Source organism: Embleya sp. NPDC050493 (genome assembly GCF_044458105.1).
Classification (GTDB): domain Bacteria; phylum Actinomycetota; class Actinomycetes; order Streptomycetales; family Streptomycetaceae; genus Embleya.
Map to the genome: position 1 here is coordinate 1 of NZ_JBITHP010000034.1, position 19386 is coordinate 19386.

A 19386-nucleotide genomic window follows, 5' to 3' on the forward strand; every position below is an offset into this window, starting at 1 on the left:
AGGCCAACCCCACCCTCACCAAGCACGTCCGCTTCGGCTGGTGGGCCGGCGAGGAACAGGGCCTCCAGGGCTCCCAGTTCTACGTGGGCCAGCTCACGTCCGCACAACGCTCCGCGATCAAGGGCTACTACAACTTCGACATGGTCGGCTCGCCCAACGGCGGCTACTTCATCAACAACCTCAACTCCACCACGGCAGCGCCGATGAAGGCGTACTGGGACTCGTTGAACCTGCGTCCCGAGGAGAACGTCGAGGGCCAGGGCCGTTCCGACGACTACTCCTTCCAGCAGGGCGGCATCCCCACCTCCGGCTATGCGGCCGGCGCCGACGCGGTCAAGACCTCCGCCCAGGCGACGAAGTGGGGCGGCCAGGCGAACGCCTCCTACGACTCCTGCTACCACTCCGCGTGTGACACCACGTCCAACATCAACGCCACGGTCCTGGACCGCAGCGCCGACGGTGTCGCCTACACCATCTGGAAGACCGCGGTCGGCGGCCCGACCCCCGGCCCCGACTTCTCCATCTCGGTCACGCCCGGCGCGGGCACCGTCCCCTCCGGCGGCGGCACCGTCTCCACGACGGTGAACACCAGCACCGTGACCGCCCCCGCGCAGACCGTGGCGCTGAGCGCAAGCGGCGCCCCGAGCGGCGTCACCGTGACGTTCAACCCGACGTCCGTGCAGTCCGGGTCGTCCTCGACCGCCACCATCACGGTCGCGGCCGGTACCACTCCCGGCACCTACCCGATCACCATCACCGGCACCGGCTCGGTCACCCACACGGCGACGTACACGCTGACCGTGGGCAACAGCAACCCGGGCAACGCGCTCCAGAACGGCGGCTTCGAGCAGGGCACCGCCAACTGGACACAGAGCGCCAACGACATCACCAACAGCAGCCAGGCCACCGCGCACAGCGGTAGCTGGTACGCCTGGATGATGGGTTACGGCAGCACCGCCACCGAAACCCTGAGCCAGTCCAACATCTCCGTCCCGGCCAACGGCACGCTCCGCCTGTGGGTCAAGACCACCACCCAGGAGGTCGGTTCCACGGTCTACGACACGCTCAAGGTCCAGGTCGACGGCACGACCCTGGCCACCTACTCCAACGTCGGCGCCACCGGTGCCTACGTCCAGAAGAGCGTCGATCTGAGCGCCTACGCGGGCCGGACGATCACTCTCCAGTTCGCCGGTGACGAGGACGAATCCGCCACGACCACCTTCTACGTGGACGACGTCAGCATCTCCTGACCCGTCCTCGATCGTTCATCCGACGATCGGCGCCCCGCTCCCGACGCAACGTCCGGGAGCGGGGCGCCTCGGCGTTCGGGCGCCGCTCGGCGGGGGCGTCGATCAGGCCCGGTCGTGCGCCCGCAGCCGGCGGCCGACCGTGCCCAACGCCTCTGCCAGTACCGCGAGTTGCTCGCGATCCAGGACGTCGATCAATACTTCGCGAACCCGCTCGACGTGCGCCGGCGCGGCACCGCGCAACCGTTCCGCACCCTGCTCCGTCAGCACCGCGAAGACACCGCGCGGTTGGTCGGGGCACGCGCGTCGGCGGACCAGTCCCGACTTCTCCAGCTGGGCCACCTGGTAGGTGATCCCGCTCTTGGAAGTGATCAATTTCTCCGCCAGTTCGGCCATCCGCAACTCGCCGTCGGGCGCCCCGGAGAGGTGTACGAGGATCTCGTACTGCGGATGCGAGAGACCGGCCTCGTCCTTGAGTTGGCGCTCCAGTGCCCGGTCCACGCGGTGGCCGGCCTCGACGAAGCCATGCCACGCAGCCATCTCGAGGTCGTCCAGCCAACGCGGTTCGCTCATGCGCTCCAGCCTACTGAGCTTGTCGAAGCCCGAGTCGGCCTGTAGCGTCGAAGTAGTTCAAATTTGAACTGGCCGAACGGCCCGGGATCGAATGAACAACCGACGATCGTCCGACGACCTCGCATCGACAGGAGACACCCACATGGCCTCCCCCGCCGAGACGACCCTCCGCAGCCTCGACCGGCCCGCCGGCCCCGCGTCGCCGCCCGCGGCCGGCCCGTCCCTGCACGGCTACGACCTGGGGCTGGTCCTGCTGCGGGTGGTGGTCGGCCTGACCATGGCCGCGCACGGCAGCCAGAAGTTGTTCGGCTGGTTCGACGGTGCCGGCCTGGACGGCACCGGCCAGTTCTTCACCATGAGCGGCTACCCCTCCGGCAAGGCGATGGCGACCGTGGCCGGCCTCACCGAGACCTTCGGCGGTCTGGCCCTGGTGATCGGGCTGTGCACCCCGCTTGCCGCCGCGGCCATCGTGGGCACCATGATCAACGCCATCGCGGTCAAGTGGGACGGCGGCTTCTTCGCGCCGAAGGGCGTGGAGTACGAGCTGCTGCTGACCTCGGCCGCCGCCGCCCTCGCCCTGACCGGGCCGGGCCGTCTGGCCGTCGACCGTTTCCTCCCGATCCTGCGCGCCCACCGCCTCGCGTACGGCATTGCCGCCGTCGCGATCGGCGTGGTCACCGCCGGCGTCATCCTGATGCTCCGCGACTGACGCCCCTGCCCGAGCACCCGAGGCACCCCGGGCAGCCGGTCCCCGCCGGCCCGGAGGCACCCCGGGCAGCCTCCGCCACGGACCACCACCGGCCCCGGCCCCGGACACCCGGGACCGGGGCCACCCGTCCCCGATCGACGCCCGCGTCGATCCCGCCGACGGGCTCGTCGACGATCGCTGCGGTCAGGCCCGGGCCGTCGTCGGGGCCGCGGGGGCCGTCGGGTCGCCACCCCGGTCCAAGGCCTCCGGGTCGATCACCTGATCGGCGGGCGGCACGACAGGCACACACTTCTCCCCTCCCCGGGCGAGCGTCATCTTCATCCGCACGCTGCCCGACACGGTGACCAGTATCGGGAACGGCTCGCCCCGCTCCGGGACATGCAGCGTCACGGTGTTCCCGCGCGCGTTCTTCTTGCTCAGCGGAACCAGCTTCCTGCCGTCGATCGTGACGACCGAGTCCTTGGCCACCCCGTCGCCGGACCCGTCGAAGATGTTGCTCATGTTGCCGAACGTCCCGCCCTCGGCGCCCTCGCCCCGGGTCGAGTACTTCACGTACTTGCCCGCGAGCAGCATGCCCAACTCGGCCGCCTGCGGGTTGTCCGGCCCGACGGTCCCGGTCCAGAAATCGGCTTCGGCCTTCATGTAGACGACGGTGCCGACCTGGACGACGTCCACGGGCGCCCCGTCGACCTTCATCGTGCCCTTCATGTCGGTGTTCCGCAGGCAGACGTCCAGCTCCTGCCGCTTGCCGGTGTTGTCGCCGCCGCCGACCATCCGCACTCCCTCGGACCCGTGCAGCAGGGCCAGGGCCTCGTCGGCCAACACCCTCGCGTCCTTGCTCGCATTGGACTTCTCCGAGTCGTCGTCGCAGGCGGCCGGACCGGCGACGGCGAGAGCGACGGCGGTCGAGACGACGGCTGTACGGAAGATGCGCATGGTGCTCCTTGACCCAGGTGAAGCCGGAAGGCGCGCAGGAGGGATCCGGTCCACCGAGCCGCCCCCCGCGACGGGCACCACTGTCACAGGTGTGATCGACGTGCCGACATCCTCGTTGTCGGCATGCCCGCGCGTCCCGGGCTGCCGATCATCGGCAATGTCGAACGATGGGTCGCCCCGTCCACGCCCGAGATACCCCGATCGGCCGCAAAAGTTCTCGTTCCACATGCCCGACGCCACTCTCGATCGGCCCGAACGGCTTGACTACATACCTAGGGGGGGTATGTTGTAATCGTACTCGCCGACCGGGCCACATCCGGTGCGGCCGATCCGAGCATCAGGAGGCTTCGCCATGGGCACGTCCACTTCCGCCGTCGCCACGACCTACACCGTCACCGGCATGACCTGCGGCCACTGCGTCTCGTCGGTTCGGGCCGAACTCGGCCGGCTCGACGGCGTCACCGACGTCGCGGTCGACCTGGCGAGCGGCAAGGTCACCGTGACGGCCGACGCCGCGCTCGACGAGGCGGCCGTCGCGGCGGCGATCGACGAGGCCGGCTACCAGCTCGTCCCGGACGCGACGCCGGCGGCGGGTGCGAGCTGCTGCGGCAGCTGCCACTGACGCCCCGGGAGGGCGGCGGCCGGCACCGGCGCCCTCCCGGCACCCCCACCGACCGCCACGCCGTCGACGAATCGACCAGGGAGAGACCATGAACACGGCAGTCAAGGTCGGCGCGTTCGGCGCCGGCATCGTCCTGGCCTTCGGCGCCGCATTCGGCGTGGGCCACGCGGTCGGCCCGGTCGGCTCCGACCCGGCCCCCGCGCACGGCAAGCACGGCGGCGACACCGCCGGGGCGCCGGTCGGGCCGAACGGCACGCGCGCCCCCGGCCCCGCCGGCGCCGCGCCCGCCGTCGCCGAGATACCCGGCGGCCTCCAGGTCTCCGAGCGCGGCTACACCCTCGTCCCGCCCGCCGAACCGCTGCCGGCCGGCACCCCGACCGACTTCCGCTTCCGCGTGCTCGGCCCGGACGGACAGCCGTGGACCCGCTACGACCGCGCCCACGACAAGGACCTGCATCTGATCGTGGCCCGGCGCGACCTGTCCGGCTTTCAACACATACATCCCGTACTCGGCGCGGACGGGACCTGGAGCGTCCCGCTGACCTTCGCGAGCGCGGGTACGTACCGCGTATTCGCCGACTTCTCCCCCACCGGCGATCCGGCCGGGGCGCTCACCCTCGGCGCCGACGTGATCGTCGCGGGCGGCTACGAACCGGTTGCCCTGCCGGCCCCGACCCGCACCGCGACCGTCGACGGCTACACCGTGTCCCTGACCGGCGACCTGTCCGCGACCGAATCCGGCCTGCTCACCCTGAACGTGAGCCGGGACGGCCGTCCGGTCACCGACCTCCAGCCCTACCTCGGCGCCTACGGCCACCTGGTCGCACTGCGCCAGGGCGACCTCGGCTACCTGCACGTCCACCCGCAGGGCGCGCCCGGCGACGGCAAGACCCCCGCCGGCCCCGGCATCGCCTTCCACGCCCAGGCACCGAGCGCCGGCAACTACCGCCTGTACCTCGACTTCCAACACCAGGGCACGGTCCGCACCGCCGAATTCACCGTCGCAGTCGGCGCCCCGAGCACCACCCCGGCACCCGCCGCGCCGCCCGCCACCGCACCGGAACACGGCGAGCACGGCCACTAGGCCGTCCTGCGAAACACCGTCAAGATTCGAACCAAGGCCGATCTCCGTGCGATTTATACCCCCCTAGGGTATAGTCGAAGTGTGATCGTGGGACGGCCACACCAGCACGAGCGAGATGCGAAGGAGCAGGCGATGGGATCGACCACCGAGACCTCGGCGCCACCGGACAGCGGGGAAATCGAGCTGTCGATCGGCGGCATGACCTGTGCCTCGTGCGCGATGCGCATCGAGAAGCGGCTCAACAAGCTCGACGGTGTGACCGCGACGGTCAACTACGCCACCGAGAAGGCCAAGGTCACCTACTCCGCCGACATCGCACCGACCGACCTGGTCGCCCAGGTCGAGGCCGCCGGATACACCGCCGAGCTCCCCGCCCCGCCCGAGACCGCCGGAACCGCCGGCGCACCGGCGCCGGACGGGGACCCGGACGGGGGTCGGGTCCGCGCCCTGCGCGACCGGCTGCTGATCTCGGCCGTGCTGACCGTGCCGGTGATCGCGATGGCGATGGCGCCGGCCCTGCAGTTCACCAACTGGCAGTGGCTCTCCCTCGCCCTGGCCTGGCCGGTCGTCGCGTACGGCGCGTGGCCGTTCCACAAGGCCGCGTGGACCAACCTGCGGCACGGCACCTCGACCATGGACACGCTCGTGTCGATGGGCACCCTCGCCGCACTCGCGTGGTCCGTGTACGCCCTGTTCTGGGGCTCGGCCGGCGAGCCCGGCATGACCCACGCGTTCTCCTTCGCCATCGAGCGCGGCGACGGAGCGGGCAACATCTACCTCGAAGCCGCCGCCGGCGTGACCACGTTCATCCTCGCCGGCCGCTACTTCGAGGCCCGTGCCAAGCGCCGCTCCGGGGCGGCCCTCAAGGCCCTGCTCGAACTCGGCGCCCGGGACGTGGCGGTGCTGCGCGACGGCCGCGAGGAGCGCATCCCGGTCGAGCAATTGGCCGTCGGCGACCTGTTCGTGGTCCGCCCCGGCGAGAAGATCGCCACCGACGGGGTGATCGAGCAGGGCACCTCAGCCGTGGACGCCTCGATGCTGACCGGTGAATCGGTGCCGGTCGAGGTCGGCCCCGGCGACGGCGTCACCGGCGCGACCGTCAACGCCGGCGGCCGCCTGGTCGTGCGGGCCGGCCGGATCGGCGCCGACACCCAACTCGCCCGGATGGCCCGCCTGGTCGAGGACGCCCAGAACGGCAAGGCCCAGGTGCAGCGCCTGGCCGACCGGGTCTCCGGCATCTTCGTGCCCATCGTCATCGCCCTGGCCGCCGCCACCCTGGGCTTCTGGTGGGGCACCGGACAGGGCATCGCCGGCGCGTTCACCGCGGCCGTCGCCGTGCTGATCATCGCCTGCCCGTGCGCCCTGGGCCTGGCCACCCCCACCGCCCTCATGGTCGGCACCGGGCGCGGCGCCCAACTGGGCATCCTGATCAAGGGCCCCGAGGTCCTGGAATCCACCCGCCGTGTCGACACGATCGTGCTGGACAAGACCGGCACCGTCACCACCGGTCGGATGACCCTCCTCGACACCCACCTCGCGGCCGGCGAGCACCTCGACGAGGTGCTGCGTCTCGCGGGGGCCCTGGAGAACGCGTCCGAGCACCCGATCGCCCAGGCCATCGCCACCGGTGCGGCCGAGCGCGTCGGCGACCTGCCCGACCCCGAGGACTTCGCCAACGTCGAGGGGCTCGGCGTGCAGGGCATCGTCGAGGGCCACGCCGTCCTGGTCGGCCGCACCCGGTTGCTCACCGAATGGGCCCTGGACCTGCCGGTCGAGCTGGAACGGGCGATGACCGACGCCGAAGCCCTCGGTCGCACCGCCGTCGCGGTGGCGTGGGACGGGAAGGCCCGCGCCGTCCTGGTGGTCGCCGACGCGGTCAAGCCCACCTCGGCCGAGGCCATCCGGCGCTTCCGCGAACTCGGGCTCACCCCGATCCTGCTCACCGGCGACAACACCACCGTGGCGCACACCGTCGCCGCGCAGGTGGGAATCGACCCGGAGCACGTGCACGCCGAGGTGATGCCCAAGGACAAGGTGGACGTGGTCACCCGCCTCCAGGCCGAGGGCCGGATCGTGGCCATGGTCGGCGACGGCGTCAACGACGCGGCGGCACTTGCCACCGCCGATCTCGGCCTGGCCATGGGCACCGGCACCGACGTCGCGATCGAGGCGTCCGACCTGACCCTGGTCCGCGGCGACCTGCGCGCCGCCGCGGATGCGATCCGGCTGGCCCGCAGGACGCTCGGCACCATCAAGTCCAACCTGTTCTGGGCCTTCGCCTACAACGTGGCCGCCCTGCCGCTCGCCGCCGCCGGGCTGCTCAACCCGATGCTCGCCGGCGCCGCGATGGCCTTCAGTTCGGTCTTCGTGATCAGCAACAGCCTGCGGCTGCGCGGCTTCAGGGCACTGGCCGACGACACCCACCCGACCTCGACCGACACCGCCGACACCACCGACACCACCGCACCCGCCCCGATCTCCGCCTGACCCGCCGCACCCGAGCACGGTCGCCGAAGCCCGCTCGATGCCACCGCATCGAGCGGGCTTCGGCCTGGGGCCGTCTTCGATCCCGCGCCGAGCGCGGGCCGGGTCAGGACGGCGTCGGGCCCACCGCCTGGATCACGGCGAACGCGCCCCCCTGCGGATCCTGGACCACGGCCATCCGACCCGCCATCATGTCGAACGGCGGCTTGAGCACGTTGCCGCCGGCCCGGACCAGCGCATCGACGGTGCTGTCGGTGTCGTCCACGGAGAAGTAGGTCAGCCAGTGCGCGGGCGTACCGGGGGGCATCCGGTCCAGGCCCTGCATCCCGGCGACCACGCGGCCGTTCGCGCTCAGCGAGTGGTAGCCCTCGGCGCCCTCCATCGGCTCGGCCGCCAGGCCCAGCGCGGTCGAGCAGAACCTGCCCGCGACGGCGACGTCGCCGGTGTTCAGCTCGTTCCAGATCACCGCGCCGGGCTCGTTGACCACCTCCGCACCGCCGAAGTCCCGGGCCTGCCACAGGCCGAACACGGCACCGGTGGGCTCGGCGACCACGCACATCCGGCCCAGCGTCATCACGTCCATCACCGGCATGAGCACCGTGCCGCCGGCCTTCTTGATCGCCTCCTGCGTGGCGTCGGCGTCGGCGGTGGCCAGGTACGTGGTCCACGCGGTCGGCGGCGTCGGCCCGCCGTCCGGGGACATCGCGGTCATGATGCCCGCGACGGCCTTCCCGTTCAGCGAGCAAACGGCGTAACCGCCGGTCTCCTCCGGCCCGACCTCGCCCTGCCAGCCGAACAGGTCGCGGTAGAAGTCGAGGGCGGCCTGCTGGTCGGGGACCATCAGGTCGACCCAGCAGGGCGTGCCGGGTACGTAGGGGTTGGTGACCACGGGCATGACGAGAACCTCCAGAGAAGCCGACGAAGAACGCCCCCGTGCTCCTCATCGTCAGCGCCCGCACGGTCGCTCGCCACCGGTCGACGCCCGTGGCCGGGTCCGGCCCCGGCAGCCGCGGTCCGGCCCGCGTGCACGGCTGCGGGGGCCCTGCCGCCCGGGAATCAGTGCGCCGCGGACGCGGACAACCCCTCGGCCAACGCGCGCTTGTCGATCTTGCCGATCGCGGTGAGCGGGAACTCGGTGACGACGGCGATGCGGTCCGGCAGTTTGAAGGCCGCGACGCCACGCTCGATCAGGAACGCGCGCAACTGGGCCGCCGTGGGCGCCGCCGCTCCGCCCGCCGGGACCACCACCGCGCAGATCTGTTCGCCGCGATCGGGGTCGGACAGCCCGATCGCCGCACACTGCTCGATGCCCGGGTGGGCTCGGACGTGGGTCTCGACCTCCTCGGCGGACACGCTCTCGCCGTTGCGGTCGATGGTGTCCTTCACCCGCCCCTCGACCACCAGGTATCCGGAGGGCAGTCGCCGGACCAGGTCGCCGGAGCAGTAGAAGCCGTCGGCGGTGAAGGCCGTGGCGTTGACCTCGGGTGCGCGGTAGTAGCCGCGCAGCGTGTACGGCCCCCGGACCAGCAGTTCGCCGATCTCGCCGGGGGCGACGTCGCGTCCCGCCGGGTCCACGATGCGGAGTTCGTCGTCGGGGCACAGCGGGCGGCCCTGGGTGCCGGTCACCGTCGCGTCGTCGTCGCCGGCGCGGGTGTAGTTGAGCAGGCCCTCGGCCATGCCGAAGACCTGTTGCACGGCGCAGCCCAGGCCCTCGGGAACGGTCCGGGCCACCTCGGCGGACAACTTCGAGCCGCCGGCCTGGAGCACCCGGAGGCTGGACAGGTCGCTGTCGTCCCATTCGGCGGTGTCCAGCCACAGCGGGATCAGGGGCGGGACCAGCGCGGTGTGCGTGACGCCCTCGGCCTGGATCAGCGGGAACGCGGCGTCGGGCGCCGGGGACGGGGAGAGCACCACGGTACCGCCCACGGACAGGGTGCCGAGCAGGCCCGGGCAGGCCAGCGGGAAGTTGTGCGCGACCGGCAGGCACGCGAGGTAGACCGTGTCCGCGTCGAGGTCGCACGCCTGCGCACTGGCCCGCGCGTTGTACCCGTAGTCGTCGTGGGTGCGCGGGATGAGTTTGGGTACGCCGGTGGTGCCGCCGGACACCAACAGCAGTGCCACGTCGCCCGGATCGGGTTCGGCGTACTGGCGGGGTTCGCCGTCCACGGTGTCCAGGGCCCGATGCGGTCCGGGGTCGCCGGAGACCAGGACGTGCCGCACCGAGGGCGCCTCGGCACGCACCAGGGTTGCCAGGTCGCGGTAGTCGAAGCCGGCCACCTCGTCGGCCACCACATAGGCGACGGCCTCGCTCAGCCGGGCCAGGTGGGCGATCTCGGTGATCCGGTGCGCGGGCAGGGTGAGCACCGGGATCGCGCCGAGTCGGGTCAGGGCGAAGAACAGCACCGGGAACGCGGCGATGTTGGGCAGTTGCACCACGACCCGGTCGCCGGCGCGAATGCCGAGGTCGGCGAGCCCGCCGGCCATCCGGTCGGCCCGCGCGTCGAGTTGACGGTAGGTCAGGCGCTCTTCGCCGGCCACGACGGCGAGAGCGTCGCCGTACTCGGCGGTCCAGTCGCGCAACAACCGGCCCAGCGTGCGGCCGTCCCAGTAGCCGGCCGCACGGTATCCGGCGGCGGTCTCCTCCGGCCACGGCGTCAGGCCCGAGGCGCGCGGCGGCGCCGGCGAGTTGGCTTGGCTCATCGGGTTGTCGACCTCCGGAGCGATCACTGTTCGGCATACGGGACTTTGGTTAGGCTAACCTGAATCCCCTGCCGTGTCCTCGCCCCTCGGAAATCACCATGTGCGGTGCCCCGCACGCCATTTCCGCCCCGACTCGCATCCCGGGTATTGACGTCGTGGGCGCACCCCGGCCGTCGACGACCGCCGAACCGCCCCCATCGCGTACCGCCACCCCGGCGCAACAGCGCCTTCCCGGCCCGAAGTTGTCCGCACCCGCGCCCATGGCGTCTCCGGCCGAGGTCCCGGCGGCACACGAAGGTGCGCGAACGGGCGGTGAATCCGGCATCCGCCGAGACCCTGGAGAAGGAATGCAGGTTAGGCTAGCCTAAGTTCCGTTTGGCTCGGTCTCTTGAACGCTTGTGGCCCCGTCGTGAAAGCGAGAAGAGCTGTGACCTCCCCGTCGGTCTTCCACGAGCGGCGCGTACCCTGCGCCGCCGACCCCATCGCCGTCGCCGCCGCCCTCGCCGCCTCCACCACGGACGAGTTCGTCGTCTACGAGAACGAAGGCGAAGTCGGCTGGGGGGAGTCGCCCTACGCACTCGTGTCCACGGGTGTCGACGCGACCACGCTGACCGTGGCGGGCGAGACGCACACCCTCGCCACCGGCCCCCGCCCGCTGGACGCGGTGGCCCGGGCCCTGACGAACGTCGACGTCACCGGGTGGCGGGCTTACGGCTGGCTGGCCTTCGAGCTGAGCCACGCGTTGCACGGTACCGACACCGGCACCCGCCACGCCGCCGCCACCTCCGACCCGGCATCCGGCGGCGGGCGTCCGGACGACCCGCCGATCGCCCGGATCGCCGTCCCACGCCGGGAGATCCGGCTGACCGTGGGTGAGGCGCTGCTGCGCGCACTGGATCCGGACGACCTCGACCACCTCGAAGTGCGACTCGCCGCGGCGGTGTCCGCGGCCGACGTGCCCGTCCGCAAGGCCCGGGTCCGCGCCGACGTGCGCGATCACGGCGCCGACGACTACCGTGCGGCCGTGGCGCTCTCGGTCGCCGCGATCCGGGCCGGGCGGTTGGACAAGGTCATCGTCTCCCGCCTCGTGCCCGTTCCCGAGCCGATCGACCTGCCCGCCACCTACCTCGCCGGCCGCCGGGGCAACGACCCGGCACGATCGTTTCTGCTGCGGCTGGGCGGCTGGCAGGTGGCCGGCTTCAGTCCGGAGATCGTCGCCCGGGTCAGCCGGGATCGCACCGTGAGCACCCAGCCGCTGGCGGGCACCCGTGCGTTGGCCGGCGACCCCACGGCCGACCGCACCCGTCGCGACGAGTTGTACCGCGATGCCAAGGAGGTCTTCGAGCACGCCATATCCGTGCGCCTGGCCCGCGCGGAGTTGGCCACGGTCTGTGCCGAAGGCAGCGTGCGCATCGACGACTTCATGACCGTCAAGGAACGCGGCAGCGTGCAACACCTGGCCTCGCGACTGTCCGGCCGCCTGTCCGAGGGCCGCACCGCGTGGGACGCGCTCGCCGCACTCTTCCCGGCGGTCACCGCCTCCGGCATCCCCAAGGCCGAGGCATGCGAACTGATCCACCGGACGGAAACCGAACCCCGGGGCCTGTACAGCGGGTCGGTGCTCACCGTCGACGCCGACGGCACCGTGGACGCCGCCCTGGTCCTGCGCAGCGTCTTCCGGCACGGCGGGCGCACCTGGCTGCGGGCCGGCGCGGGCGTCGTCGCCCACTCCACCCCCGAACGGGAACTGGAGGAGACCCGGGAGAAGTTGTACAGCGTCTCGCGCTTCCTCGTGCCCGAACGCGCCGACCCGGCCGGCGACACCGAGGACCCGCAACCCGCGGTACTGACTGCGACCTGACCACCGTTCCGGCCCGCCCCGACCGGGGCCGGGCGGGCCGGAACGGTACCCGGCATCCCGATTCCCCGGCACCCCGGCGTCCCGATTCCCCGGCTCCGCGACTCCGGGCGCGCCGGACCGCCACCGGCCCGGCAGCAGCAGCAGCAGCAGCAGCAGCAGCAGCGAACAACGACCGCGCGCGGGCGATTCGGGACAACGGTCGGCGGCCACGATCCGTTCCCCAAACCGTCGCCGAGCGCCGCCCGACCCTCGAAAAACCCGTCACAGATCTCGTCTTCCCTACACCATTGGGGTCTTCCGTTCATCACACTTGGATACCGCCGCCCCGCGGAAACCGGTTTCGGTGGATCATGGGCGCAGCGCGGGTGGGATTTCCCCGCCCGCCGGAAGGGGAATCGTCGCCCCGTCAGTGGGTTGCGTTCACCCCTTCGATGTCCCAGTGGCAATGAGAAGGAGTCGCCGGATGGTCGCATCGTCTGTGGACGAACTGCGGATTTCGTTGGAGAAGGAGGCTACCGAACTGGCTGCGCAGCGAGACCGGCTGCGCGAGGAACTGGTGGACGTGGAAAGGCAGTTGGCGGCTCGGCTCAGCGCGGTGGAGCACCTCGCGCTGATCCGTCCGCTGGTGCCGCTGCCGCGTGCCGAGGCCGAGGCCGCGGCACCGGTCGAGGTCGCGCCGGTCGAGGCCGAGCCCGTCGCCGAGGCGCCGGTCGAGGCTGCGCCGGTGGCCGAGGCCGTGGTCGAAGAGACCGCGGTCGAGGAAGCGCCGGTCGAGACGGCGCCGGTGGAGGTTGCCGTGGAGGAGGTCACCGCCCCGGCCCCGAGCCGGAAGCGGAAGGCGGTCGCGGCAACGAAGGAGAAGACGCGGATACAGTCCGCGTCGACACGCAAGGCTCCGGCGACCAAGTCCGCCGCCGCCAAGCCTGCCGGAAAGCCCGCTGCCAAGCCGGCGACCAAGGCCACCGCCAAGCCCGCCGCCAAGAAGAAGTCCACCCGCGCGAAGGCGGCTCCCGTCGAGCCGGTCGCGCCCGAACCGGCGGCCGCTCGCCCGGTCCGCTCCCACCTGCGCGACGAGATCGCCGCGTTGTTGGAAGGCACCGGCGAACCCATGAACGTCCGCCAACTCACCGAGGCCCTGGGCGAGACCGCCACCAAGAGCCGGATGGAGAGCGTGCGTACCTCCACGGAGGGCCTGGTCAAGGCCGGGCGCGCGATCAAGGCCGGCCGCGGCCTGTTCACCGGCCCCGGGGCCTGAACCACCCCCGGGTACGCCCGGATGCACCGGCCACCGCCGGCCCGACGGTACGCCTCGCGGCTGCCTCGGGCCGGCGGTGTCGTCACCCGGCGACGCTTCACCGACCTCGTCCACGAACGCGCCCGAACCCCGCGCCCCGACCCGCGCCGGCCGTCCGTCGGCCGCGTGTTCGGCGCCGGCGATGTTCGCCGAACGTGATGGAACGTTCACCGCGATGCCTGTCGGCCGGGTGTGTCGGGCACCTAGATTGGCCTGGACCACCCCACACGGCATCTGGAGATGAGAGTTCGTGGCCGAGCCCATACTCGATGCAGAATCGGCTTTACCGGAGCGGAAGATCGACACCGAGGTGGCGCATACCGCCCGCGTGTGGAACTACTGGCTGGGCGGCAAGGACAACTATCCCGTGGACCGCGAGACCGGCGATCAAATCGCCGCGATCCACCCGGGAACGCGCGACTACGCGCTCGCCGACCGGCAGTTCCTGGGCCGAGCGATCCGTCATCTCGCCCGCGATCTGGGTATCCGCCAGTTCCTCGACATCGGCACGGGACTGCCGACCGCCGGGAACACCCACGAGATCGCCCAGAGCGTGGCCCCGGAATCGCGCATCGTGTACGTGGACAACGATCCCCTGGTGCTCGTGCACGCCCGGGCCCTGCTGACCAGCAGCCCGGAGGGGGCGACCCGCTACATCGACGCCGACCTGCGCGACGTCGACGAGATCTTGGCCCGCGCGGCCAAGACGCTGGACTTCGACCAACCCGTCGCACTGGTCCTGCTCGGCGTGATCATCTTCGTCAACGACGACGACGAGGCATACGGGACGGTCCGCCGACTGCTGGACGCGCTGCCCTCCGGCAGCCATCTGGCCCTGTCCCACACGGTCACCAGCCCCCCGGCACCGCCGGACGTGGACGACGCCGTGGCGTTCTGGAACGCGCACGGCACACCACGGCTCAAGCAGCGCTCCCCCGAGGGCATCGCGCGCTTCTTCGACGGCCTGGAACTGCTCGAACCCGGCGTCGTCTCGTGTTCGCGCTGGCGTCCCGAGGCCGGCGACAAGACCCCGGACGTGGCCATGTACGGCGCGGTGGGACGCAAGCCGTAGCCGCCGGGAGCAGCGAGGGCCACGTGCCACCGGTTCATGCCACCGGCACGTGCCGCACCGCCGAACCCGCCGTCGGCCGGGCATGGCGTGGCGGCCCCTCCGATCCGTCCGCATCGGAGGGGCCGCCGGTACAGCGGTGTCGAGCGCTATCGCCGGAGGACGAGTGGCGGATCAGCCCTGGTAGCCGCCACCGTGGTGCTGCGGGGCCTCGCTCTTGTGGTGCTCGCCCTTGCCGTGCTCGCCCTTGCCGTGCTCACCCTTGTCGTAGCCACCGTTGTCGTGGTCGCCGTCGACGTTCGCGCACACGTTGCCGATGGCCGGGTTGAGCAGGCCGATGATGTTGACGGTGTTGCCGCAGATGTTGATCGGCACGTGGATCGGCACCTGGATGTTGTTGCCGGACAGCACGCCCGGCGAGCCGACCGCCGCACCCTGGGCCTCGGAACCGGCGTTGGCGACACCCGCACCCGACATGACGAGCGCGGTGATACCGACGGCCAGGGCCGCGGTCTTCTTGAACGTGTGCATGTGATCTCCGTTTCGGATGGCGCCGCGGATGGCGCGTCCGCCCGGTGCAACGACCCGAAACGGGGTCGGCAACTGGTGCTTCGAAGTGTTCACCCGGGTGGCGGCACGCCGCCGGTGCGGGCGGAATGCCGGGGCGACGCGGCGGGTTCGGCGTGTCGGGGCGGGGGGTACTGGTCGCCGAACCGCGCCGGTGCCACCCGGCGGGCGAAGCCCCATCGCAAGCCGACCCCAGGAAGCAGGGCCGCATCGTGCCTGTCCCCTCCCACCCGACCCGCCGCGCCCTCCTGTTCGGTTCGGCCGGTACCGCCGCCCTGCTCGCCGGCGGCCCCGGGGCACTGCTCGGCACCGGGTCCGCCGCACCGCGACCCGCGCTCCCGGTCGCGGACACCGCCGTGTCGCTCGACGCGGCGCCGGTGACGGTCGACCTGGGTTCGCGCACCGTGCACACGTGGGGCTACGCCGACCGGGTGCCCGGCCCGGAGATCCGGGTCACCGCCGGTGGCACGGTGTCCGCCCGGTTGCACAACAACCTGCCGCAGGACACCACGGTGCACTGGCACGGCGTACGGATCGATCCCACGATGGACGGCGCCCCCGGGCTCAGCCAGGTCGCGGTGGCACCGGGCGACGTCTTCGACTACCGCTTCACCGCGCCCGATCCGGGCACGTACTTCTACCACTCGCACGTGGGCACCCAACTCGACCGCGCGGCCTACGGAGCGCTCGTGGTGGAGGACCCGGCCGAGCCACTCGGCTACGACGCGGAGTGGATCGTCGTCCTCGACGACTGGATCGACGGCACCGGCACCGACCCGGACGCGGCGCTGGACCTCATCCGCACCGGGCCGGTGCAGACCATGCACAGCACCCTGCTCGGCGGGGTCGCCGGCCACATCGACTACCCGCACTACCTCGTCAACGGCCGCACCCCGGAGGCCCCCGAGGTGTTCACCGAGACCCCCGGACGCCGCATCCGGCTGCGCCTGATCAACGCCGGGGCGGACACCGCGTTCCGGGTCGCACTGGGCGGGCACGAGCTGACCGTCACCCATACCGACGGATACCCGGTGTTGCCGGTCACCGTGGACACGCTGCTGATCGGGATGGGCGAGCGCTACGACGTGCTGGTCACCCTGGCCGACGGGGTGTTCCCGTTGGTGGCCGCCGCCGAGGGCAAGAACGCCCGGGCGTTCGCCGTGCTGCGCACCTCGGCGGGCGAGGCGCCGTCGGCCTCGGTCGCCGTGTCCGAGTTGCGCGGCCGCCTGCTCACCCTGGCCGACCTGGTCGCCGACCCCTCGGTCGATCTGGGTGACACGCCGGCGCGCGGCGTGGATCTCGTGCTGGGCCGCGGCCGCGACGGAACCGGGTGGACCCTCGGCACGAGCTCCGCGTTCGACTCGCCCCCGCTGCGGGTGCCGGTCGAACTCGGCGAGCGGGTCCGGTTGTCCTTCACCAATACGACCCGCATGTGGCACCCGGTCCACCTGCACGGCCACACCTTCCAGGTGCGGGGCGCCAGGGGTCGCGGTCCGCGCAAGGACACCGTGATGGTGCGTCCACGGGAGAGCGTCACCGTGGACGTGCTCGCCGAGAACCCCGGCGAGTGGATGCTGCACTGCCACAACCTCTATCACAGCGAGTTGGGCATGATGGCGACCTTCGGCTACGGCGAGACCCCGCCCGCCGGCCCCGACATGCCGGGCATGTCGGGGCCGGGCTGACCCGGGTCGCCGTCGCGTGTGGTGCGGCCGACGGACGTCGGGGTCGGTCAGCAGTGGCCGGCCGGCTCCGACCGTCCGCACACGTTCGCCGTGAACGTGTTGACCGCCGCGGCGTCCCGGTTCGCCAGGTCCGCCGGTTCGTTGCGCTGCACGACGTTGTCCCGGACCACGTTGTTCGTGGTCGGACCGCCGGCGAAGCTGGGCACCATCACGATGCCACCCGACATCGGTGACTCGCCCCGGTTGTCCCGGACCTGATTGTCGCTCACCCGCGTCTCCTGGGCGCCGGTGAGCACGATGCCCGACCCCTGGATGAAGGCCAGTCGCGGATTGCCCTCGCAGAACTTGTTGTTCTCGTCGATGCGATTGCGGCGGATGTCCAACGCCCCGGCCACCGGCTTCGTTTCGTCGCCCACCACGAACACGCCGGCGCAGTTCCCGGTGAGTTCGTTGTACTCGATCGTCAACGCGCGCCCGCGTCGGATCAACACGCCCAACCGGTTGCCCGAGGCGTGGTTGCGGGCGATGCTCGCGCCCATCGCATCCGCGGTGTCGGCCAGGAACAGACCCGCCTGGGCGTTGTCGTCGGTGGTGTTGTCGGTGAACTCGGCCCGGGTGGACTGTTCCTGGCCGATCCCGTGCTCGCCGTTGTCGTGCGCGAACACGCGTCGCACCCGCATGTGTTCGGTGGCACTGCCCATCACGCCGGTCTTGGTGAAGCCGGTGACCGTCAGCGATTGGATCCGCACGTCGGACACCGGGTGCTCCGCGGTGCCGAACACACAGATCCCGTGACCGGCCGCCGCGCACGCGTTCGCCGCGTCCGGTTCGCCCGGGGTGATCACGGTGCGCTCGCCCGCGCCGCGGATCGTCACGCGGTCCGTGCCGATCAGCACGCTGCCGGGGTACTCGCCGGGCAACACCTCGATGATGTCGCCGGGCGCGGCCGCGTCCACGGCCGCTTGGATCGATTCGCCGGGATGGACCACGTGCCGGGTCTCGGCTTGCGCGGCCGGGGCCAGGACCGAGCCCAGCGCGGTCAGGAAGGTGGCACAGGCAAGGGGAAGCAGGCGTTGTGCGTGCATGAGCGTGGTTCTGCCTTCACGGGAGAGGGGGGAACGGAACGGGAAAACGGGGGGTTCGGTTCAGGAAACGGGTTCGGGCACCGCGGCCGGGGCGACTTCCACGGTGTCCGCGGTCATCGTGTCGACCAGGCCGGTGGTGTGCCTCCCGGCCTGAAACACCGGGTGCGCGAGCACTCGACGCAGGAAACCCAGCGTGGTGTGCACGCCGCCGCCGGCCACCCGGAACTCGCCCAGCGCCCGCTCGGCGCGCGCGATGGCCCGGTCCCGATCCGGCGCCCAGACGATCGCCTTGGCGAGCAGCGAGTCGTAGTCGGGGCCCACGGTCCATCCCTGATAGGCGTGCGTGTCGATCCGTACGCACGGGCCGCCGGGCGGCACGAACTCGGTGAGCCGACCGGGCGTCGGCGCGAACCCGCGGGACGGGTCCTCGGCGTTGACCCGGCACTCGATCGCCACCCCCCGTGGCACCACGTCCTGCTGAGTGAACGTCAGCGGCGCACCGGCGGCGATGGTGAGCTGTTCGCGCACGATGTCGACGCCGGTGACCATCTCGGTCACCGGGTGCTCCACCTGGATCCGGCAGTTGATCTCCAAGAGGTGGAACCGGTGCTCCGGGGTGACCACGAACTCGAAGGTGCCGGCGCCCACGTAGCCGACGGCGGACGCACCGCGCAGCGCCGCCGCACACATCGCGTCGCGCACCTCGGTCGGCAGGTGCGGGGCCGGCGACTCCTCGACCAGCTTCTGATGCCGACGCTGCACCGAGCAGTCCCGCTCGCCGAGGTGGACCGCGCCGCCGTGCCGGTCGCACAACACCTGGACCTCGACGTGCCGCGCGTCGTCGATGTAGCGCTCCAGGTAGAGCCGTTCGTCCCCGAACACGGCCCGCGCATGCGCCCGGGTGTCCTGGTAGGCCCAGACCAGCTCGTCCGGGTCGCGCACCACGCTCATACCGCGACCGCCACCGCCCGCGACCGCCTTGAGGATCACCGGGTAGCCGATCCGGGCGGCGATCTCGACCGCCTCGGCCGGCGAGGCCAACGGGCCGTCGCTGCCCGGCAGGACGGGCAGCCCGGCGGCGGCCATCACCGCGCGCGCCTCGCTCTTGTCGCCGAGCCGCTGCATCACGTGCGGCGGCGGCCCGATGAAGGTGATCCCGTTCGCCTCGCAGATCTCCGCGAAGTCGGGGTCCTCGGACAGGAATCCGTAACCCGGGTGGATCGCCTCCGCGCCGGTGCGCCGGGCCGCCTCGATGATGGCCGGCATGTTGAGATAGCTGGATCTGGCGGGTGGGGGACCGATGTGCACGGCCTCGTCGGCGAAGCGCACCACGGCGGAATCGCGGTCCGCGGTCGAGTACACGGCCACGCTGCGGATGCCGAGTTCGCGGCAGGTGCGAGCCACCCGCAGGGCGATTTCGCCTCGGTTGGCGATGAGCACGGTCGAGAACACGCTGGACCACCTCGGTCG

16 protein-coding genes are annotated in these 19386 nt (G+C 71.7%); 9 read left to right on the forward strand and 7 right to left on the reverse strand.

The genetic code is table 11. The features are described from left to right. Positions 1-1250, forward strand: a 1250-nt coding sequence (locus tag ACIBM5_RS40325) for a M28 family peptidase (RefSeq protein WP_396011660.1), incomplete at its 5' end; no start/stop codon positions are given. A 102-nt stretch (positions 1251-1352) separates the two neighbouring features. On the opposite strand, the gene ACIBM5_RS40330 is transcribed toward ACIBM5_RS40325, so the two are convergent. Then, positions 1353-1820 carry a MarR family winged helix-turn-helix transcriptional regulator gene (locus ACIBM5_RS40330; RefSeq protein WP_391589545.1) on the reverse strand — a complete coding sequence of 156 codons (468 nt, stop codon included), beginning with the start codon at positions 1818-1820 and terminating at the stop codon, positions 1353-1355. A 142-nt stretch (positions 1821-1962) separates the two neighbouring features. Between ACIBM5_RS40330 and ACIBM5_RS40335 the strand changes: the two genes are divergently transcribed. Then, a complete protein-coding gene (locus ACIBM5_RS40335; RefSeq protein ID WP_396011661.1) occupies positions 1963-2529 on the forward strand; it encodes a DoxX family protein in 567 nt (188 codons plus the stop codon). 183 nt (positions 2530-2712) lie between these two features. Here the strand turns inward: ACIBM5_RS40335 and ACIBM5_RS40340 are convergent, their stop codons facing one another. Then, the gene (locus tag ACIBM5_RS40340; RefSeq protein ID WP_396011662.1) at positions 2713-3465 is read right to left on the reverse strand and encodes a hypothetical protein; all 753 of its coding nucleotides are present in this window, start codon (positions 3463-3465) and stop codon (positions 2713-2715) included. Between the two features lie 352 nt (positions 3466-3817). Between ACIBM5_RS40340 and ACIBM5_RS40345 the strand changes: the two genes are divergently transcribed. The 3 genes from ACIBM5_RS40345 (at position 3818) to ACIBM5_RS40355 (ending at position 7658) form a co-directional block, all read left to right on the forward strand. Beyond that, complete coding sequence (locus ACIBM5_RS40345) at positions 3818-4087, forward strand: heavy-metal-associated domain-containing protein (protein ID WP_396011663.1); 270 nt, start codon at positions 3818-3820, stop codon at positions 4085-4087. A gap of 88 nt (positions 4088-4175) precedes the next feature. Further along, positions 4176-5171, forward strand: coding sequence for a hypothetical protein (locus ACIBM5_RS40350; RefSeq protein ID WP_396011664.1), 996 nt, complete (start codon positions 4176-4178; stop codon positions 5169-5171). A 132-nt stretch (positions 5172-5303) separates the two neighbouring features. After that, entirely contained in the window at positions 5304-7658 is a 2355-nt protein-coding gene (locus ACIBM5_RS40355; RefSeq protein WP_396011665.1) for a heavy metal translocating P-type ATPase, read from the forward strand. A gap of 103 nt (positions 7659-7761) precedes the next feature. On the opposite strand, the gene ACIBM5_RS40360 is transcribed toward ACIBM5_RS40355, so the two are convergent. Next, entirely contained in the window at positions 7762-8550 is a 789-nt protein-coding gene (locus tag ACIBM5_RS40360) for a VOC family protein (protein WP_396011666.1), read from the reverse strand. A gap of 161 nt (positions 8551-8711) precedes the next feature. Continuing rightward, the gene (locus ACIBM5_RS40365; protein ID WP_396011667.1) at positions 8712-10355 is read right to left on the reverse strand and encodes a (2,3-dihydroxybenzoyl)adenylate synthase; all 1644 of its coding nucleotides are present in this window, start codon (positions 10353-10355) and stop codon (positions 8712-8714) included. Between the two features lie 427 nt (positions 10356-10782). Between ACIBM5_RS40365 and ACIBM5_RS40370 the strand changes: the two genes are divergently transcribed. The 3 genes from ACIBM5_RS40370 to ACIBM5_RS40380 all read left to right on the forward strand — a co-directional run bounded on the left by ACIBM5_RS40370 (position 10783) and on the right by ACIBM5_RS40380 (position 14582). Next, a complete protein-coding gene (locus ACIBM5_RS40370; RefSeq protein WP_396011668.1) occupies positions 10783-12216 on the forward strand; it encodes a salicylate synthase in 1434 nt (477 codons plus the stop codon). Positions 12217-12679: 463 nt separating this feature from the next. Beyond that, positions 12680-13471, forward strand: coding sequence for a hypothetical protein (locus ACIBM5_RS40375; RefSeq protein WP_396011669.1), 792 nt, complete (start codon positions 12680-12682; stop codon positions 13469-13471). Between the two features lie 289 nt (positions 13472-13760). Next, positions 13761-14582, forward strand: a complete 822-nt coding sequence (locus ACIBM5_RS40380; protein ID WP_396011670.1) for an SAM-dependent methyltransferase — start codon at positions 13761-13763, stop codon at positions 14580-14582. Between the two features lie 171 nt (positions 14583-14753). Here ACIBM5_RS40380 and ACIBM5_RS40385 read toward each other — a convergent pair whose 3' ends face one another. Next, positions 14754-15110, reverse strand: coding sequence for a chaplin (locus tag ACIBM5_RS40385; protein ID WP_396011671.1), 357 nt, complete (start codon positions 15108-15110; stop codon positions 14754-14756). 248 nt (positions 15111-15358) lie between these two features. On the opposite strand from ACIBM5_RS40385, the gene ACIBM5_RS40390 reads away from it, so the two are divergent. After that, positions 15359-16831 (forward strand): multicopper oxidase family protein, encoded by a 1473-nt coding sequence (locus tag ACIBM5_RS40390; protein WP_396011672.1) that lies wholly within the window; start codon positions 15359-15361, stop codon positions 16829-16831. A gap of 47 nt (positions 16832-16878) precedes the next feature. Here the strand turns inward: ACIBM5_RS40390 and ACIBM5_RS40395 are convergent, their stop codons facing one another. Both ACIBM5_RS40395 and ACIBM5_RS40400 read right to left on the reverse strand, forming a co-directional pair. After that, the gene (locus tag ACIBM5_RS40395) at positions 16879-17916 is read right to left on the reverse strand and encodes a nitrous oxide reductase family maturation protein NosD (RefSeq protein WP_396011673.1); all 1038 of its coding nucleotides are present in this window, start codon (positions 17914-17916) and stop codon (positions 16879-16881) included. A gap of 60 nt (positions 17917-17976) precedes the next feature. Beyond that, the gene (locus ACIBM5_RS40400; RefSeq protein WP_396011674.1) at positions 17977-19368 is read right to left on the reverse strand and encodes an acetyl/propionyl/methylcrotonyl-CoA carboxylase subunit alpha; all 1392 of its coding nucleotides are present in this window, start codon (positions 19366-19368) and stop codon (positions 17977-17979) included. Between the last annotated feature and the right edge of the window lie 18 nt (positions 19369-19386).

Excerpts from the sequence above, each read along its gene's own strand:
- ACIBM5_RS40330 (WP_391589545.1), bottom strand. The coding sequence starts at position 1,820 with ATGAGCGAACCGCGTTGGCTGGACGACCTCGAGATGGCTGCGTGGCAT.
- ACIBM5_RS40335 (WP_396011661.1), top strand. The coding sequence starts at position 1,963 with ATGGCCTCCCCCGCCGAGACGACCCTCCGCAGCCTCGACCGGCCCGCC.
- ACIBM5_RS40340 (WP_396011662.1), bottom strand. The coding sequence starts at position 3,465 with ATGCGCATCTTCCGTACAGCCGTCGTCTCGACCGCCGTCGCTCTCGCC.
- ACIBM5_RS40345 (WP_396011663.1), top strand. The coding sequence starts at position 3,818 with ATGGGCACGTCCACTTCCGCCGTCGCCACGACCTACACCGTCACCGGC.
- ACIBM5_RS40350 (WP_396011664.1), top strand. The coding sequence starts at position 4,176 with ATGAACACGGCAGTCAAGGTCGGCGCGTTCGGCGCCGGCATCGTCCTG.
- ACIBM5_RS40355 (WP_396011665.1), top strand. The coding sequence starts at position 5,304 with ATGGGATCGACCACCGAGACCTCGGCGCCACCGGACAGCGGGGAAATC.
- ACIBM5_RS40360 (WP_396011666.1), bottom strand. The coding sequence starts at position 8,550 with ATGCCCGTGGTCACCAACCCCTACGTACCCGGCACGCCCTGCTGGGTC.
- ACIBM5_RS40365 (WP_396011667.1), bottom strand. The coding sequence starts at position 10,355 with ATGAGCCAAGCCAACTCGCCGGCGCCGCCGCGCGCCTCGGGCCTGACG.
- ACIBM5_RS40375 (WP_396011669.1), top strand. The coding sequence starts at position 12,680 with ATGGTCGCATCGTCTGTGGACGAACTGCGGATTTCGTTGGAGAAGGAG.
- ACIBM5_RS40385 (WP_396011671.1), bottom strand. The coding sequence starts at position 15,110 with ATGCACACGTTCAAGAAGACCGCGGCCCTGGCCGTCGGTATCACCGCG.
- ACIBM5_RS40395 (WP_396011673.1), bottom strand. The coding sequence starts at position 17,916 with ATGCACGCACAACGCCTGCTTCCCCTTGCCTGTGCCACCTTCCTGACC.